This window comes from Zhongshania aquatica (assembly GCF_027257955.1).
Lineage (GTDB): Bacteria > Pseudomonadota > Gammaproteobacteria > Pseudomonadales > Spongiibacteraceae > Spongiibacter > Spongiibacter aquatica.
The window spans coordinates 1-17,534 of sequence record NZ_JANZNQ010000039.1; the positions used below are offsets into that span (position 1 = coordinate 1).

Annotated in this window: 13 protein-coding genes and 1 pseudogene; 9 read left to right on the forward strand and 5 right to left on the reverse strand. The window is 48.4% G+C overall.

Annotated elements, in window-relative coordinates:
• Nucleotides 1-82: 82 nt before the first annotated feature.
• The 4 genes from O9X78_RS19185 to O9X78_RS19200 form a co-directional block, all read right to left on the reverse strand.
• Nucleotides 83-814: a hypothetical protein gene (locus O9X78_RS19185; protein ID WP_269621349.1), complete on the reverse strand. Its 732-nt coding sequence runs from the start codon at nucleotides 812-814 to the stop codon at nucleotides 83-85.
• A 14-nt stretch (nucleotides 815-828) separates the two neighbouring features.
• Nucleotides 829-1,008 (reverse strand): carbon storage regulator CsrA, encoded by a 180-nt coding sequence (gene csrA / locus O9X78_RS19190; RefSeq protein ID WP_269621350.1) that lies wholly within the window; start codon nucleotides 1,006-1,008, stop codon nucleotides 829-831.
• Between the two features lie 236 nt (nucleotides 1,009-1,244).
• Nucleotides 1,245-1,826 carry a hypothetical protein gene (locus O9X78_RS19195; RefSeq protein ID WP_269621351.1) on the reverse strand — a complete coding sequence of 194 codons (582 nt, stop codon included), beginning with the start codon at nucleotides 1,824-1,826 and terminating at the stop codon, nucleotides 1,245-1,247.
• A 105-nt stretch (nucleotides 1,827-1,931) separates the two neighbouring features.
• Nucleotides 1,932-2,399, reverse strand: coding sequence for a hypothetical protein (locus tag O9X78_RS19200; protein ID WP_269621352.1), 468 nt, complete (start codon nucleotides 2,397-2,399; stop codon nucleotides 1,932-1,934).
• A 122-nt stretch (nucleotides 2,400-2,521) separates the two neighbouring features.
• Between O9X78_RS19200 and O9X78_RS19205 the strand changes: the two genes are divergently transcribed.
• The 9 genes from O9X78_RS19205 (at nucleotide 2,522) to O9X78_RS19245 (ending at nucleotide 16,530) form a co-directional block, all read left to right on the forward strand.
• Complete coding sequence (locus O9X78_RS19205; RefSeq protein ID WP_269621353.1) at nucleotides 2,522-3,388, forward strand: WYL domain-containing protein; 867 nt, start codon at nucleotides 2,522-2,524, stop codon at nucleotides 3,386-3,388.
• 6 nt (nucleotides 3,389-3,394) lie between these two features.
• Entirely contained in the window at nucleotides 3,395-4,009 is a 615-nt protein-coding gene (locus tag O9X78_RS19210; RefSeq protein WP_269621354.1) for a DUF1819 family protein, read from the forward strand.
• Between the two features lie 11 nt (nucleotides 4,010-4,020).
• Nucleotides 4,021-4,596, forward strand: a complete 576-nt coding sequence (locus tag O9X78_RS19215) for a DUF1788 domain-containing protein (protein WP_269621355.1) — start codon at nucleotides 4,021-4,023, stop codon at nucleotides 4,594-4,596.
• 42 nt (nucleotides 4,597-4,638) lie between these two features.
• Nucleotides 4,639-8,298, forward strand: a complete 3,660-nt coding sequence (brxC, locus tag O9X78_RS19220) for a BREX system P-loop protein BrxC (protein WP_269621356.1) — start codon at nucleotides 4,639-4,641, stop codon at nucleotides 8,296-8,298.
• Nucleotides 8,299-8,380: 82 nt separating this feature from the next.
• Nucleotides 8,381-9,043, forward strand: a complete 663-nt coding sequence (locus O9X78_RS19225) for a hypothetical protein (RefSeq protein ID WP_269621357.1) — start codon at nucleotides 8,381-8,383, stop codon at nucleotides 9,041-9,043.
• Nucleotides 9,043-9,765: a hypothetical protein gene (locus tag O9X78_RS19230; protein WP_269621358.1), complete on the forward strand. Its 723-nt coding sequence runs from the start codon at nucleotides 9,043-9,045 to the stop codon at nucleotides 9,763-9,765. Before O9X78_RS19225 ends, O9X78_RS19230 begins: the two co-directional genes overlap by 1 nt.
• 8 nt (nucleotides 9,766-9,773) lie before the next feature.
• On the forward strand, nucleotides 9,774-10,523 hold the full coding sequence (locus tag O9X78_RS19235; RefSeq protein ID WP_269621359.1) for a hypothetical protein: 750 nt from the start codon (nucleotides 9,774-9,776) through the stop codon (nucleotides 10,521-10,523).
• Between the two features lie 13 nt (nucleotides 10,524-10,536).
• On the forward strand, nucleotides 10,537-13,449 hold the full coding sequence (pglX, locus tag O9X78_RS19240; RefSeq protein ID WP_269621360.1) for a BREX-1 system adenine-specific DNA-methyltransferase PglX: 2,913 nt from the start codon (nucleotides 10,537-10,539) through the stop codon (nucleotides 13,447-13,449).
• Nucleotides 13,450-13,527: 78 nt separating this feature from the next.
• On the forward strand, nucleotides 13,528-16,530 hold the full coding sequence (locus O9X78_RS19245; protein ID WP_261845139.1) for a Tn3 family transposase: 3,003 nt from the start codon (nucleotides 13,528-13,530) through the stop codon (nucleotides 16,528-16,530).
• Nucleotides 16,531-16,605: 75 nt separating this feature from the next.
• On the opposite strand, the pseudogene O9X78_RS19250 reads toward O9X78_RS19245, so the two are convergent.
• Nucleotides 16,606-17,534: pseudogene (locus O9X78_RS19250) on the reverse strand (Tn3 family transposase); the annotation flags it as partial.

Here is a 17,534-nt window from a genome sequence, read left to right on the forward strand (position 1 = left end):
GCGGTGGCGTGCTTGGAGAGGGAAGTAATCCTTGAGTATTCATAATAGGTGTCCACTTAAAATGAGGTGGACACCAAGGCTACTAGCTTAAAATCGAATGGAAAGGTGAGTTCGCCGGACGGTTACCCTCGAATTCAAAAAGCAAGGCTTTATTATAATGTTGGAAAAAGTCTTTGTAGCTATCTAGCGTAACGTCACGCCATTCACCGTGGAAAAGATCCATCACTTTAATTACCTGGTCAGCAGTAGGTTCTTCATCATACTTCCACAAATTTTCACTTAACCAATCGAACGATTCTGTGTGGCACTTAGGTGCAACATGCTTTACTTTCATATGAGGATATTTATCATCCAAACCGCAGTTAAAATTATCCTCAGTCCACTTAATGCCATGACCAAAGTAAGTCCCACGATAGCGCGCTATTGAGTCCCTGAAACGCTGAAGGGCCAAATGAAAAACAACAGACTCAGTGTGCTCACCTATCGAGCGGGGACTCTTAAGATATTTATTCAAAATCGTTTGCCGCAGAAATCCGCAGCGTTTTAAGAATGCATCCCGCTCTTTTTCTTCCCGCGCCCTAATCTCCTTGGCGTGTTCAACTTTGTTCTTAAACTGACCAAGAATATTAGCAGCCTGGCGAAGTACCTCTTTGTCATTCTCACTAAAGAAGGCGTCGTAGGGCCTTGTTAAGGCATCACCAGTAATAGTGTTACGAGCGATCGTAAGCTTCCTCTGTACTGATTTTAGTCGGTCTGAAGTAGCGTATTTCAGCGCCTCTAACAACTCTGACCCTGATTTTTCTTTTTCCGACATTTTTTCAGTCCTTGCTACTTTTCTTCTGCAGCCTCAAGCTGGATTCGCTCGTAAATTTCTTCGCGGTGAACTTCGGTTTCCTTGGGAGCTTCGACACCCAGCCGAACCTGGTTCCCCTTCACTCCTAATACGGTCACCGTGATTTCATCACCTACAACCAATGTTTCGCCTATCCGTCTTGTCAGTATCAACATCCGTGTTTCCTCTTTAGTGGTTAGATTTTAGGTACGACTTAACTAAGTAGCTTTTACCCTAGCTGCTGCCCCACCTGTTGATCAAGCTTCAGCCAGATCCTTTAGTCGTTTCCAGGTGTCGAAGTAGTCTTCCCGATACATGCAGAGAAACTATCCTCGCTGCAAGGACAGATAAGGTTCACCTGCCTCTGGGAGGCCGGGGTTGTGGCTTCTGAGTATTTCCCTTCACACTCCTCTCAGGAGGCCTGGGTGGCGGAGGCGGCGGTGCTGGCTTTGTCATAGAAACCACTCTCATTGTCGTGTAAGTAAAACGGGATTGCTGCTGCAAATGCTAGTAAAACCGAGAACATCAGCGCCACAATAGATCGATAAATATTATAAGAACGCCTGTCGTTGTTTATCGCATTTTCCGAGGCGAACTGCGCATAATAATCGAATAAAAAATCATCAAAATGTTTTTTCGTTAGCTTATCGCCCCCATCGAAGTCCTTGTAGGTTTCTTCGAGCTCAAGGAAATAGTCCTCAATTGTACCTGCAACTGGTAACAACTTGTCATCATGCCCGAACCAGGCTAACCGGAAAAACCACGCGCCAGCCAACAACGCAATGCATGATAGGGAGAACAGCAACCAGAAACAAAGTGTCGCTATACCTGAATCATTTGGCTTGGATTCCGAATTCAGCATGAACGCCAAAAATGCAATGATCGCCAACATTACAGTAAATGGAAGGCTCAGACGGGCACTGACCTTTTCGATACGCTCCAGCTCATGAAAGTAAAGCTTTTCATACAGCAGGAACCTTTCCCTTTTCTCCACAGCATCTCCATGTAATTTATCGCGCGGCAGAGCTAATATACCACCAGCTGAGGTTTACGCTCTATTGGAAAGCAGATGAGCGGCACCTGGACAGCTATATCGCAGTCAAGAGCGTTTCCCTAAGCCCGGTGAACCTCCTTGCACCGTTGGCCCTCGAGGAGGACGATTACCGTCATAGGTGGTACCGGAATTCTTTCGGTGCTTGCGAGACTGGTTTTTCTCGCCTGGTGTTGGTGGACGACCATGAACCCGCTTGAAATGTTTTGTCAGGTCGCCTGAGGATAAAAAATCTTGGCACTGCGTGCAGAATTTCCTGCCGTGTTGTTTGCCCGCTCTAGATTTTTTCTTTGCGGCCGGAACTGCATTTTGCCTGGCGGCTCTCGCTTCCGTGGTATTGCGAATCATCAATTTACGATTATCTGACAGTTGCCGCTCCATTTTTGCCATCAACTCATCGAGAAGCTGCTTGTCAGGAGCTGTTAGTTCAAAGTGATGAGCAACTTCCGCGAGTGCCTCAAGGGCCTTTCTCTGGTTGCTCACAGCGCGGGCTAGATCACCCTTTTCCCTTTCCACGCATCCACCTCCATGCCGCCATATCAAGTAAATTATATGTAAACAAAGTTTACTGTAAAGCAATTTTCTGCAATGATCAGGATTCTTCACTGCTTCTGAGGTAGCCTGACACGCACCGGCCCATGAAAAAAGATAAATATGATGTATTACAGAGGCTTACAGTGATTGAATTGCTCGCCCTATGGGAGGGGCGACTGGTCACAAATCGCCTGGTTAACTGGTTTGGCATCAGCCGCCAGCAGGCGTCCGGGGATATTCGACGCTATCTCACTGAGCACAATCCGGGGTCTCTGATCCACGATCCCAGCCTAAAGGCCTACGTTCCGTCACCGACTTTCAAGCCGGTACTGACCCACGGTCACGTCAATGAATATTTCGACATGCTTTCCGGGCATAGCAGCGATACCACTTCGGCCGTCGTAGAGACAGAGGATTGCCTGACTGGTGTAAGGCTTCCCGATCGTGCCGTCAGACCAGAAGTTGTAAGGGAAGTAGTCAATGCCTGCCGAACTGGAAGCAGCCTCAAAATCGTCTATGCGTCAATGAGCAACCCCGCATGGGCCGAGAGGATCATCTCTCCACACTCTCTTGTTTATACAGGATTTCGCTGGCATGTCAGGGCCTATTGCCACAAGCGCAACGAATTTCGAGACTTATTGCTGTCCCGCATAGACAGAGTGCCCAAACCCTCTGAAGCACCTGCGCCACTCCCAGCGGAAGACACGCTCTGGCAAGAATCAGTCACCATCAATCTCGTGGCCAACCTCAAATTGAGTGAAGTACAGCGTTCACTGGTTGAGGTGGACTATGGGATGCCGGAAGGGCGCCTACAAATCGTTGTCCGCAAAGCCCTTGCTCATTACACAATCCAGCGCTACCAAGCGGCAATCACACCTGAAGAGTCCCAGGACGAACTAAGGTACCCATTGATGCTGCTACCCGACGACCGCAAGAAAATCGGTCCCTACTTGTTTGGAGCCGATGTGTGAGACGGCATGACTGAGAACTTTCGTTACGACAGCGATCTCACCGGCGGCTCCCTGATGGTGAGGGAGAGTCGTGTAGTGGCAGACCTACTTCTTGCCCAAGCTGATAGTGCGACGTGGGATCACGCCATCCGCGTCGAAAACCGCCTCCAGAAGCCAACAGCCGCTTCTGCAAAGCGCAACGCCCAGGCGATCAGAAAACGTCTTGAGCGACTGGAACCTGAATTCTGGCGTGCTATCCGTGATGGCGACGAAGAACTCGCCACCCAGGCCTCCTATTGCGCCTCATTGGAGCGCAACCTCCTGCTCGTGGAATTCGTTGAGTCAGTCGTGAAGGATACCTACACCACGCGCGCCGACACTCTGGCTTTTTACCTATGGGAGGAGTTTCTCGACCACCAGGCTAATCGGGCACCAGAGATCCTTGATTGGAAGGCCTCAACTCGGAAGAAGATGGGGCAGGTCGCTTTCCGGATTTTGGCCGAGGCTCATTACCTTAAGAACACCCGAGACACCGTGCTCCAGCATGTCTTGGTGAGACCTGAAATTCGCATAATGCTCGAAGACACCTACCGGCATCGCATATTGCAATGCTTGGACGTGTCCTCACGACGAGCGCAATAAGAAGGATGGCAATGGACGCATCACTCAACGAACGACTTAACCAGATCCCAGCAAAGATTTTGGCCGATGAATTCCTGAAAGGTCATGGGCTTGGTAATGAAATTGGTTTCTGGGTCTTTGACTACCAACCAGAAACCGAGCTGCAGGTACGTGAATACATCGCCTTTCTGGAGGACATGCTAGCCAAGAAGCATGCCCACCTGCCGGTTGTGCACATCAACTTACTCTCCGCGCTCATCGAATACCTCAAGGATCGCGGTTTTATAGACAAGGCAATCAATCTGCAGCGAGCGAAGGGGGATGATGCACTGCTCAGCGCCCTCAAGGGCCCGCTGCACATGGACAAATTTGTCCCGTACCTGAACGAACGCTATCAGGCCGACAAGGCAAGCCTAGTTCTGATGTCAGGGGTAGGCTCTGTATGGCCGATGATTCGTGCTCACAATATTCTCAACCGCCTTCATTCCGTGCTCGGGCATGTGCCTTTGGTGCTTTTCTACCCCGGCCAATACGACGGCCAAAGCATGAGCCTGTTTGGACGCATTCCAAGCAATAACTACTACCGGGCCTTCAAGCTCGTACCCTGAACGCTATCGCCTATAACGACAACGTAAAGAGAACGCACTCACATGAATATCAAGGAACTCTTCTTCAAGCCATTGGATCGGTCAATTAACGGGGTAGTGAAGGCCGACCAGAATGATGACGCCACGGTGTATCAAGAGCTGGACGAGTATGTCGTCACCAACGAGCTTGAGCGCCATTTCCGGGACTTTTTCCAGTCTTACGCCACTGACCTGAAAGACCCGTCGATAGCCAACCGCGTCGGTGTCTGGATTTCTGGCTTCTTCGGTTCTGGTAAGTCCCACTTCCTGAAAACCCTGTCGTATATCCTTGCAAACACGCCGGTTCACGACGAGGAAGGCAAAGAAAGGCATGCCGTCTCTTTCTTTGACGAAAGTAAAGTCAGGGACGCGTTTATTCGAGCAGACATCGATAAAGCTGTGAGCACTCATGCCGATGTCATCCTGTTCAATATTGACAGCAAAGCCAGCTCCAATGACGACGGCAATCCTATCTTGAATGTGTTCCTCCGCGTATTTAACGAGCACCAGGGCTTCAGCGGAGACCACGCTCATATCGCGCACATGGAGCGCCACCTGTTCCAGAAAGGCGTGTATGAGGATTTCAAAGTCGCTTTTGAACGATCCTCTGGCCACTCCTGGGAGTCAGAGCGTGATGGCTTCCAGTTCTATCAGGATGATGTAGAGGCGGCCATCTCTGAAACCCTCAACATGTCACCCGAAGCCGCGCATAAGTGGTTTGAAGCGTCAGAAGAGACCTTCAGTGTCTCGGTTGAAAACTTCTGCCATTGGGTGAAGGAGTATCTGGAAGAGCGAGGCGGTGATAGCCGTATCCTGTTCCTAGTCGATGAAGTGGGGCAGTTTATCGGCAGCGATACCAAACTGATGCTGACACTGCAGACGATCACAGAGAATCTTGGCACCATCTGCAAGGGTCGCGCCTGGATCATTGTTACCTCGCAGGCCGATATGGACGCAGTGCTGGGCGAATTGTCGTCCTCAAAAGCGAATGATTTCTCCAAGATCGCCGGTCGCTTTAAGACGCGGTTGTCGCTGTCCAGCTCAAACACCGATGAGGTCATTCAGAAGCGCTTACTACGCAAAACTCCGGAAGCTGCGGAGCTATTGAAATCTGTGTTCGACCAGAAGGGTGATATCCTGAAAAACCAGATCACCTTTGACCGATCCGGGCCCACCCTGAAAAACTTTGACGGCCCGGACAGCTTCGTCAATAACTACCCCTTTGCCCCCTACCATTTCCAATTGGTGCAGAAGGTCTTTGAAGAGATCCGCAAAGTTGGTGCCACAGGTGCGCACCTGGCTTACGGTGAGCGTTCCATGCTCGATGCGTTCCAAATGGCAGCGAGTGCCATCTCGAACGAAGAAATCGGCGCCCTTGTGCCCATGCACCGCTTCTATACCGCCGTTGAGGGCTTTTTGGATACCGCGGTAAAGCGCACTATCGATCAGGCTGGTGAGAATGCCACCTTGGACAGCTTCGATGTTCAGATGCTGCGCACGCTGTTCATGATCCGCTATGTTGATCTGATCAAAGGCACCCTCGACAACCTGGTTACCCTGTCTATCGAGAAAATCGATGACGATAAACTAGCGCTGCGCAAACGTATCGAGGACAGCTTACAGCGCTTGGAAAAAGAAAGCCTGATCACGCGGAATGGAGACGAGTTCCTATTCCTGACCAATGAAGAGCGCGACATCACCCAAAAGATCAAGGCAACCGACATTTCCAGCTCAGAAGAAAACAAAGAACTGGGCAACCTGATCTTTAAGGATCTACTCCGCGATACCAACAAGTACCGCCACCAGCCCAACAAGATGGACTACGGCTTGGGCCGCTACTTAGACGGCCACTCCCTTGATGGCAAATACGAATCGGATCTCAAGGTCGAAATCGTGTCTCCCCTAGATACTGATTATGCCCTCTATTCCGAAGCTGGCTGCATCAACAAAAGCACTGAGGGTGACGGCCTGATCCTGTTCAAGCTTGGTGATGACAAGCAATTCTTCAGTGAGTTGAAAACCTGGCTGAGAACCAACAAATTTATCCGCTTGAATGACGACGGCACTCAGGCCGACATCACACGCATACTGGCCGACCGAGGCAGAGAAAACCAGGAACGCAAGAAGCGCCTCCGCGCCCGAATTGAAGAAATTTTACTGAAATCCGAGGCCTACGCCCTTGGTCAGCATCTGTCCCTATCTACAGCCAATGCCATCTCCAAGCTCGACGAAGCCTGTCGCTATCTGCTGGAGAATACCTATACCAAACTCTCCTATATTAAGGTCTATCAGCAAGATCCATGGCGAGAACTCAACGCCATCCTGACCATTGATGATATTGGTCAGATTGGCCTGTCACTGGAGGGGGAAGAAGGTAATCCAAAAGCCATCCGTGACGTTGAGCAATACATTGGGCTAAGAGCGAGCGGTACCGAGCGAATTCTGGTATCGGATATCGTTGAGCGGTTCAGCAAGCGACCCTATGGCTGGCCAGACGCTGAAATTCTGTTAATGGTCGGCCGGTTGGCTGCGGCTGGACGGATATCCTTCCAGCTAGGGGGTGGAACCCTGCCTGTAAGGGAGGCATTGGAACCCCTCCAGAATACCCGCCGGCGCCGCGATGTCTCAATCATCAAGAAACGCCAAACCGATGAAGCAGTCCTCAAGCAGGCACGTAACCTGACCCAGGATCTATTCTCCTCAATGGGGCCGGCGACCGAAAAGGAGCTATTTGAGTTCTACTTCCAACACTTCAGTCAATGGCTAGGCAATCTCAAATCCTATAAAAGTAAGACCGATGTTGGCCGTTTCCCCGGAAAGGCTGTTATCGAAAAGTCCATACTGACCCTGGAACGCGTGCTCAACAATGACGATAGCTTCGACTTTTTCAAGCAGGTTGTGGACAAAAAAGACGATTACCTCGATCTGGAAGAAGACTATCGCGACATCCACGAGTTTTTCAGTAACCAGATACATACCTGGCAACAGCTTCAGCAGGCTTTGCGCCACTTTGATAAAAATCGCCAGGCTCTGGAGAAAAATGCCGGGGCCAACAAGGCCTTGGCCGAGCTCCATGCTATCGAGTCTGCCACCGCCCCCTATGGCATGTTGCACAAAGTAGCCACGCTGATTAGCGCAGTAGAGAGCGTCAACGAACTGCTGCTAACGGAAAAACGCGTCCACGCCATTGCTCGGGTCGATGACAAGACCCAGCAACTGGAAGCGGAAATAGCCAAAAGCGGTATCGGTACGCCCGAGCTGAGTAACCGCCTGCTCAGGCCTCTCCAATTGGTAAAATCGGATCTGGAAACGGAGACCGGTATTGCCGGCATCTATATGCTTCAGACCGAGACGGCCACCGAGCGCTTCGATGATGGCCTGTATGAGCTAGAACGAGCTGTCCAGGCGGAGATTGACCGTCGCGCCAAAGCGGAAGAGGTAGCCAAAACCGAACCAGATGACACGTCCGGCACGGACACGACACCCCCTATGCCGGCCGCGCAGCCTGAGAGGCCCGTTGCAAAACCCAAGCCAGTGGTCGAGGTCAATGTATCTAGCGTCTACAACAAAACATGCGAGGGCGCGTATATGGAAACTCAGGAATCGATCGACCAGTTTGTCGAGGCATTGAGGGCCGAGTTGCAGGCCATCATTCAGGCCGAAAAGCGGGCTCGCCTCCGATGAGCAAAAAGGCTTGCATTTCCATGTACTGTCTGGAAGGCTTGTCCCATGTCCTAGGACTAGGGACGCCCGCGAGGCCATTCACATGAAAAGTCAAGATATTGTATTACTGCTTAAATTGGTCGCCTTAAGCAAGCTGGAGCTCGATCCGGAAGCCGGTAGCAACGCGAGCCGGACATGGCCGCTCGATTGGCAGGATTGGGAAGACGCGCATCCCCAGCAAACGGAAATCGACGATTTCTTCCCTGCGAAACAGGACCCTTTTAGCGAGTACATAGCCTCACGCTATACCGCCCGGCATTTAGAACAGGAAACCGGGATCAGTAAATCGCAGGTGAACCTCGCCCTGAATCGCTGTATGGACGTCGGTCTCGCAAAAAAAGACCGCAGAACTGGCGTGCCAAGGGCCAATACCCGAGCGCTCTATGACTTCATCGTGTATGGCCTGAAATACATTTTCCCTGGCAGGCCAGGCGAAGTTACGCGGGGTATTGCCACGGCATTCGCTGCACCGGTATTGAATGAAAAACTCATGAGCGCAGGCGAATGGGTTCCAGTGTGGCCAGACGCCAGAGGAAATACCAAGGGACAAGCTGTGGAGCCTCTTTGCAAGTCCGTGCCTTATGCCGTCCGTAAAGACCCAGAAATGTACGCATTGTTGGCGCTAGTGGACGCCATACGGATTGGACAACCACGCGAGGCAAACCTGGCCTGCGAACTACTCAAGAAACACATGGGGGTGAGGTAGTGTCAAATTTACCGCTACTTAAGAAGATGCTCGAACAGGTCGCCATTGCCCTCGGCCCAGCGCTGCGAGCGCAAATGACCTTTGTGGGAGGCTGCACTACAGGGCTTCTACTCACCGATGACTTCACCAAAGAGCAGGTTCGCCACACCGACGACGTGGATCTCATCGTTCATACAATGGGCTACCTCGGGTTTCACGCGCTTCAAGATCAACTACGTCTACAGGGCTTTACCATTCCGATGCCACCGCCAGGGGAGAGTCTCCCCATCTGCGCAATGCAACTCGGCCCACTGCGCGTGGACTTCATGCCGGACGACGAGAAAGTTTTGGGGTTTGGGAACCGCTGGTATCAGGACGCTATGGAAACAGCAACCAAATACGAATTGAATCCAGATCTCACCATTCGCCTAGTGACGCCAGTTTACTTCTTAGCCACGAAGCTCGAAGCCTTTAAAGGCCGGGGAAATGGAGACACGCTTGGAAGCAGGGACATTGAGGACATACTGCATCTTGTCGATGGCCGACCGGAATTGGTCGAAGAAGTCCGCGCAGCGTCGGCGGAAGTGCAAGCATACTTCGTTGACGAGTTGTCTAAATTACTCGAAGACCAAAACTTTGAATACGCCGTGAGCAGTCAGGCTGGCGGGAACAGCGAACGGGAAGCGATCATTTTTCAGCGATTGGAAAAGCTGGCCACTCTCCTTCAAGCGACCCAAGGGTAACCGCGCCTATGCGAGTTTCATGGACAAGCCAGCAGGGCCAAAAACGCAGACAAAATAGCGATGCAGCCGCCATTGGGTATTGTGGGGAATACTTTATCGCGACGCTAGCTGACGCGGCTGAGAAACATTTCGATGGCCACATGCTCAACGGTATCAATAACCGAGGTGAACGGCTCGCACAATACTGGGCCAATAGCACCACCAAAACCATCTTGGAATCAGGTTCATACTTAAATACAGAGCAAGTAATTGCGCAGTTAGCCGACCGACAAAAAACACTGCGAAGCGACTTTCTCTATGACATCGCAAGCTACGGCGTGCTCATCCTCAATGTAAGAAGCGGCAAACTGCAATGGCTCTATACCGGAGACTGCAGAATTGGGGTACAGAGCAATGGAGCAAAAATAGATTGGATTAACATGCCTCACCGTATCGAAAGTACAGAGATCTATAAGCGCACTGGGGTGGAGGGGCGTCCAATTATTGCGGATGAACAGCAGGTTGCTCAACAAACGCTCACCCAGTCCCTGAATGCGCGCCGTTTCACTCAACCAGAATTAATCGAAGCAGATATAGCACAGGATGCAACTGTGCTGGCAGCCACCGATGGGTTCTGGTGTGAACACCTTTTCAGGGGGGTAGCACTGCCAGAATTGGAAGATGATGCCAGCTGGTTACAGATGGTTCATGGCACACAATCAGTTCAACAATCTACGGACTCAACGAACTTCCTGTCGGTCACGGAAGATAGAGAGTAACTACGGAAGGCCTATGAACACCAACAACGTAAAAAAATACGCACCCAAAGCCCGTAAAGCCTTCATCGAGGCCATGAGTAAACAGGCTGCGAAATATGGGATTACCAAAAAGAAAGTCGAGCCAACGGAGCAGAAGGGCGACCTTGTTCTGATTGGTGATAGACCGTTTCCGGCTTCGGTTATCAAACCTCGCGAACGCTTGGTAAAGCGCATCGAGCAGCAAGGCTTCGACCGGGTATTGGAGCATGTGGCCTATAGCTGGTTCAACCGGCTATGCGCTATTCGCTACATGGAACGCAAAGGGTTTCTTGATCACGGGCGTCGGGTATTGAGCGCGGCTGACGGCAGTGCCGGTGTTCCCCAGATCCTGGAAGAGTGTCTGGATGTCGAGTTGCCTGGACTGGACCAGACCAAGGTTAGAGAGCTGAAGCTAGATGGCACCAAAGACGAAGAGCTTTACCGTGAGCTGTTGCTGGCCCAGTGTCATGTCCTGCATCAAGCAATGCCATTTCTGTTTGAGGCGTTAGCAGATGAATCCGAGTTGCTGTTGCCAGAAAACCTGACCAAGACCGACTCACTGATCCGTGAGTTTGTGACCAGTGTTCCCGATGAAGACTGGAACCATATCGAGATTATTGGCTGGCTTTACCAGTTCTATATATCCGAGAAAAAAGATCAGGTTATGGGTAAGGTCGTTAAGAGCGAGGATATTCCAGCCGCGACACAACTTTTTACTCCCAATTGGATTGTGCAGTACTTGGTGCAGAACTCAGTTGGTCGCCAGTGGCTTCAGACGTATCCGAATTCTCCTCTCAAGGAGAAAATGCCGTATTACATTGAGCCTGCCGAGCAAACACCTGAAGTACAGGCACAGCTCGCTGCGATGACTCCAAAAGATCTTAAACCGGAAGCACTTTCCTGTATTGATCCCGCAGTTGGCAGCGGTCACTTGCTAATCGAAGCGTACAAGGTTTTTAAATCGATTTACGAAGAAAGGGGTTATCGAACTCGCGACATTCCGCAGCTTATTCTCGAAAACAATCTTTTCGGTCTGGATATTGATGATCGTGCCGGACAATTGGCCGGATTCGCGTTGATGATGCTCGCGAGAGAGGACGATAGACGAATCTTCAGTCGCAATATCAGACTCAATGTTCTGTCATTACAGGAAAGCTCCAATATAAATCTGCTTTCTATATGGCGGTCATTGAACTTGACCGGAGAATGGCAGAGTGGCACATCGCAAGGACTATTTGAAGAAGAGCAGCAGGAACTGAGTGCATCTGCAGCAGACAACCGCTACCAGTTGCTTCAGAGAACGTTAGAACGATTCAAACAGGCCAAAATATTCGGCTCTTTAATTAATGTTCCTCATGAGGACTATGAGAATCTGAAGGAGCTTTTCGCTACCCTTTGTGAATTGGAGGGTGCGGGCGACTCAATGCAAAAGGCTACGGCAACGCAATTGATACCGTATGTTCATCAGGCTGTGCTTTTAGCTCATAAATATGATGCAGTCGTAGCGAATCCTCCTTATATGGGCAGTAAAGGAATGAATGCTGACTTAAAGGAATTCGCAAAGAAAGAGTACCCAATCAGCAAATCAGATTTGTTTGCTGTATTTATGCAAAGGGGATTTTCGTTACTAAACGAAGCCGGGTTTAATGCACAGGTAAATATGCAATCATGGATGTTTCTTTCCACCTATTCGAAATATAGGAGCGAGCTACTAAGGGCCAAAGAAATTGATTCCATTCTACAGATTGGGTTCAACAGCTTTCCATCTATGAATACCAAAATTGTATTGGCGTGCGCATTTTCTATGCGCAACTTAAAAGTTGATGGCTACTATGGGAAATACATTGATCTAAACTCTGCTGGGAAGTCCGAATGCAAAAACCTTCTATTCATGAATAGAGATCCTGATGATGACTTTATCGTTGATCAGAATACATTTTTATCAATTCCAGACACACCGATTGCTTATTGGTTCGATTTTGGTCTTTTGTTTTCTGGTTCAAAGCTATCGGAAAGCTTTGAGTCTGGAGGAAGGGTAAAAACACATGGTGATGATAGGTATGTCCGGTATCATTGGGAGCTTGATCAAGCTTCCGTGGGGCAAAAGCGGAAATGGCGCTTTTTTGAAAAGGGTGGGGACTATCGTCGCTGGTATGGAAATCGTCTACACGTCATAAACTGGAGCGAAGATGCTCGTGCAATCTACGAAAGTCACGGAGGCCTGACAAAAGAAAAATATTGGGGTAGAGTCGCCATTACTTGGTCAGATATTGCTCTTTTAAATGGGTTTAGACTTAAAGGCGATGATTCTGAATATAGCTCGGTTTCGCCAACAATATTCCCAAAAGAAAATGAAGAATGTATAGATAACGCCGTCGGGCTATTAAACACTAATGCGATAAGCTGGTTACTAAAGCTAATAAATCCAGGGATTCACGCTAATCCAGGCGATATTCTTAAGCTTCCCTACCCTGGCCTTGACTTTAGCAAGTCAGCCAGAAGGGCAGTATCTCTATCAAAACATGATTGGGATATGTTTGAAATTTCATCTGAATTTAAAGTATCGCCACTTTTGTATAGAAGTGACGCAAAGATCCATGAGTCATTTTTATCATATATTGAATCGGCAAACGCTGCGGTAGATGAGCTAAAAGAAATCGAGCAACGGAATAATGTTTTAGTGATAGAACATTTCGGCATTCATGGTGAAATTAATGCTGAGGTCCCCATAGAGGAAGTATCATTAACACAGAATTCACATTATCGTTACAGTCAGCTTCTGGAACAAAAGGAGTTTAATAGCCGCTTCAGGTCAGATTGTACAGTTGATTTCGCGAGCTTTTCTATTGGGGTTCTGGGGACATTCCGTCCTGAAGTGACACTTATCGCTGTAGCCCTTACATCATAAGGCCTACAGCGGGGCCCTAATTTTCAAAATCGCTGTAAAATTCAATTCATAGTAGTATTTGGGGTTTGCGAGAAGCCCATGTCTTACAAAGAACGCCTGACGATACTCCATGAAGCAGAAATAAACGATTTATATTGTCTTCCCAGCCTGTCATTGGAAGAAAAACGTGTCAGCTTTGCCCTGAATGACCTAGAACTGGATGTTATTAAATCCTTCAGAAATCGTAATCATAAATGCTATGCCATTGCTTTACTGGGCTACTTTAAGATCAAGCCCATACAGCTCAATCCTGCTTACAAGGAATTGAAGGAAGACTTAGCCTTTATTGCTGAAGAATATTTCCCTAGATTTAAAGTCCCTCGCTTCAGTATTAGCAGTAAGCAGAAAACACGCATCTACGACAAGATTCTTAGCCTGTTGAACTTTGAAGTATGGGAAGTAGAGCAACATCAGGATCCTCTCAGATATTATTTACAACAGATTGCCAAATCCTGGATTGATCCACGCTTTTTATTTGATGCCTGCACCGAGTATCTGGCTCGAAATCATATAACTATCCCGAAATATACCGTACTTCAGCGGATTATCAGTCAGGTAATTAAGCAGGAACGCAAACGGCTTTCTGACACATTAACAACAGTCATATCGAATGAATTATCTTCTGATCTGGGTGATTTAATCGATGGGGAAAGCACGCTAACGGTTAAAGAACTTAAGCAGGCAGCCAAAAGTTTTAATGCCCCCGAATTGGGAAAAGAATTGAACGTCAACAAGCTCATTCAGCCTTGGATGAATGAAGTAAATCAAGTTGTATCTGCTTTGTCACTATCGCAACAGAACCAGCTTCACTATGCGACGATGGTCGATTACTATTCCATTACCAAACTGAAACGCTTCGATCGATCTACCCAGCAACTCTATTTACTTTGTTATCTTCAAGAACGAGCACAAATCAATATTGAGCGTTTGGCCGATGGCTTTATCTACCATGTTCGAAAATTGCGTGAAAAGGCAAAAGCGTATGCTAAGGAGATGGCCTATAAAGACTGGGAAGGTGCGGCAGCAAATATCAGTAAAGCAGCCGAATTACTATATTTTTTTATTGACGATACCATTGATGATCAAGTGTCATTTAAACAAATAAAACAACGGGTACAAAACTTACTTGGAGCACGGGAAATAGAATCACTGTGCCTGTATCTGAAAAAGCAAAAACGCACGAAAAATGATTATATTTGGGAATATTATGATCAACATCAGGATCTGATTCGGCAGTTGATACGCCCCATCTTTTTATGTCTGACGTTTGAAGGGTCAGACAATACGCAGGCATTAGCAGCACAACTAAATGGAATGCAAAAGGAGTTGTTAGATACCGGGCAGTTGGAGTCTGCAGACCGGCGATTAATTTTGTCCAAACATCAATTGTATGTGATCGATGCGGATAACAAAGTAGTCTCTGAACGTTACGAGATCATGCTGTATTTAGTAGCCCAAAATAAGCTGGATGGTCAACTTTTTATACCCACGGCCATCAAATATCGCGCATTACACGATGATCTGGTTGGGGATATCCCTTGGGAAGAGAAAGACAAATTACTCAAAGACTCCCTGTTAGACAGTATGAATACCAATCCTGCCCAGCTGGTCAAGTCAATGGAACAAGAGATGAGCGATAAGCTGCAGCGGGTCTGCCAGCGTATTGATGAAGGCGACAATCGAAATGTGATATTACGTAATCGTTCGGGTAAAACCCAATGGCGGCTGCCGTATTCCGGTGCTAAAACTGCGCTAAACAATCCTTTTTTTGATCGCATGAAACCCATCAACGTTGCTGACGTATTACGCTTCGTTCACCAGGAGACAGATTTTTTAAAGTACTTTGAGCATGTTCGTCAGGTACAGTCTGGGCAGAGTGATCATCTGAATGATTTATTGGCGGCCCTCATTGGCAATGGAACGTATTACGGCTTACATGGTATGGCCAGCATCTCTGATCGTTCATACGACCATTTGCGCACAGTACAAGCCAATTATTTGCGACCAGAAACGCTAAACCTCGGCAATGATGCCATTAACGATGCAACAGCAAAATTATCAATCTTCAAGCATTACAATATCCAAGAAGGACTCATTCATGCCAGTGCCGATGGGCAGAAATTCGAATCACGGTTAGATACTTTTAAAACCCGTTATTCATCGAAATATTTTGGCACAAACAAAGGACTGACATCGATGAACCTGATTGCCAATCATGTGGCATTGAATGCCCGAATTATCGGTGCTAATGAACATGAATCACACTTTATTTTGGATCTGCTTCATAACAACACCTCTGAAATTAAGCCGGATATATTGTCAACGGATACACACGGGGTTAATCATGTGAACTTTGCCTTGCTGAACCTGTTTGGCTATACCTTTGCGCCGCGCTATGCTCAGTTTGGAACGGTGATATCAGACCTTTTTGATGTGAGTGAGGGAGACGATAATAAGACGACGCTCTCATTGAAAAAGCCTATCAATACAGCACTAATTATCGATGAGTGGGATACTATTCAACGCATTATTATATCGCTGCAGCAAAAGACGATAACGCAGGCAACACTTGTTAGAAAGCTGTCTGGCTATAGTCAAAACCATCCCTTGCTGAAAGCTTTAACTGAGTACAACCGTATGCTCAAGGCCATGTACTTACTGGATTATATTGATGATGCCAGCTTAAGAGCTTATGTGCAGCGAGCATTGAATCGCGGAGAGGCTTATCATCAACTACGCCGTGCCATTGCTCATGTGAATGGTAATCGATTCAGAGGGAAATCAGACGACGAAATCGTTTTGTGGAATGAATGCGCTAGGCTGTTAACCAACGCCATTATTTATTTTAACTCGCTGATACTGACGCGATTACTCGAGCATTTTGAAGCGGAAGGTGACGATAAGAAGCTCGAAATCATCAAGCAGGTTTCACCAGTGGCCTGGCACAACATCAATTTGAACGGGACTTATAGCTTTAGCTTTGAACAAAATACACTCAATTTGGATGAGATTATGCAATCAATCGTGCAGAATGAAAATTAAGGTGCCTCTGTAGGCCTTATGAGGCGAGGGCTATAGCAATAAGTGTCACTTCAGGACGGAATGTCCCCAGAACCCCATCTCGGTACTATTGTTCATCAGAAGGTCAAAGATGTAATGGGATTCATGTTCGTTAGCGCCGATCACCCGGGCATTGATTGCCATATGATTGGCATTCAGGCTGATCGCTGAGACCCCTTTGCTGGTACCGAAGTATTTTGAGGAATACCGGGTACGGAATGTCTCGCGCTTAGCTTCGAACTTTTGGCCATCGGCGCTGGCATGCAGGTTGTCATCCTGGATATTGTAGTGATTAAAAATGCTCAGTCGCGTGGTGGCGTTGTTGATGCGGTCATTAGCGGCATTCAATGTTTCCAGCCGAAGGTAGTTCGCCTGGATCGTACTCAGCTGATCATAGGTGCGGTCAGAGATCTGGGCGATACCATAGATGCCCTGGTTTGTGGCATTGGCGATCAAGATCGCCAACAGGTCCACTTCATACTGGCGGCTTTTGGAGGTCATGCCCAGCACGTGCTCAAAGTCGTCAATAAATCCGGTATCCTGATCCACCACGCGCAAGACATCGGCGACTCCGATTGCCCTCATTTGCTGGAAGAACGGATTGTTCACCAGATGTTTTTTGCCGGTGGTCGGTAAGCGCCAAAGGTGTTTACCACCCTTCGGGCGCAGAATGATATCCCTGTTGTCCACGCGTTCCAGATAGTCGCTGACTTCGTATAGCCGAGTGGTCAACCGATCCGCCATGCGCGGGATCAGTTGCTTTGGATCCTCAGTAATTTTGGGTTGCTTCGTACCCTCGACCAAGGCCTGCTTCTGATTTTTCCAAGTCTGTGGTTTTACCAGATCGTCGTCCAGTGCACGATACCGTATGACTTCTGGCAGCACTAACTGGCCGTTTAGGCGGCTGGGAATCTGCAAATACAAGAACCATTCATATCTAGCCTTGTCTATGCCGCCGTCAGGTTTCAACAAGAGTGGTCGCGTGG

Coding starts and splice junctions, on each gene's coding strand:
- O9X78_RS19235 (WP_269621359.1), top strand. CDS start 9,774: ATGCGAGTTTCATGGACAAGCCAGCAGGGCCAAAAACGCAGACAAAAT.
- O9X78_RS19185 (WP_269621349.1), bottom strand. CDS start 814: ATGTCGGAAAAAGAAAAATCAGGGTCAGAGTTGTTAGAGGCGCTGAAA.
- O9X78_RS19205 (WP_269621353.1), top strand. CDS start 2,522: ATGAAAAAAGATAAATATGATGTATTACAGAGGCTTACAGTGATTGAA.
- O9X78_RS19245 (WP_261845139.1), top strand. CDS start 13,528: ATGTCTTACAAAGAACGCCTGACGATACTCCATGAAGCAGAAATAAAC.
- O9X78_RS19225 (WP_269621357.1), top strand. CDS start 8,381: ATGAAAAGTCAAGATATTGTATTACTGCTTAAATTGGTCGCCTTAAGC.
- csrA (WP_269621350.1), bottom strand. CDS start 1,008: ATGTTGATACTGACAAGACGGATAGGCGAAACATTGGTTGTAGGTGAT.
- brxC (WP_269621356.1), top strand. CDS start 4,639: ATGAATATCAAGGAACTCTTCTTCAAGCCATTGGATCGGTCAATTAAC.
- pglX (WP_269621360.1), top strand. CDS start 10,537: ATGAACACCAACAACGTAAAAAAATACGCACCCAAAGCCCGTAAAGCC.
- O9X78_RS19215 (WP_269621355.1), top strand. CDS start 4,021: ATGGACGCATCACTCAACGAACGACTTAACCAGATCCCAGCAAAGATT.
- O9X78_RS19210 (WP_269621354.1), top strand. CDS start 3,395: ATGACTGAGAACTTTCGTTACGACAGCGATCTCACCGGCGGCTCCCTG.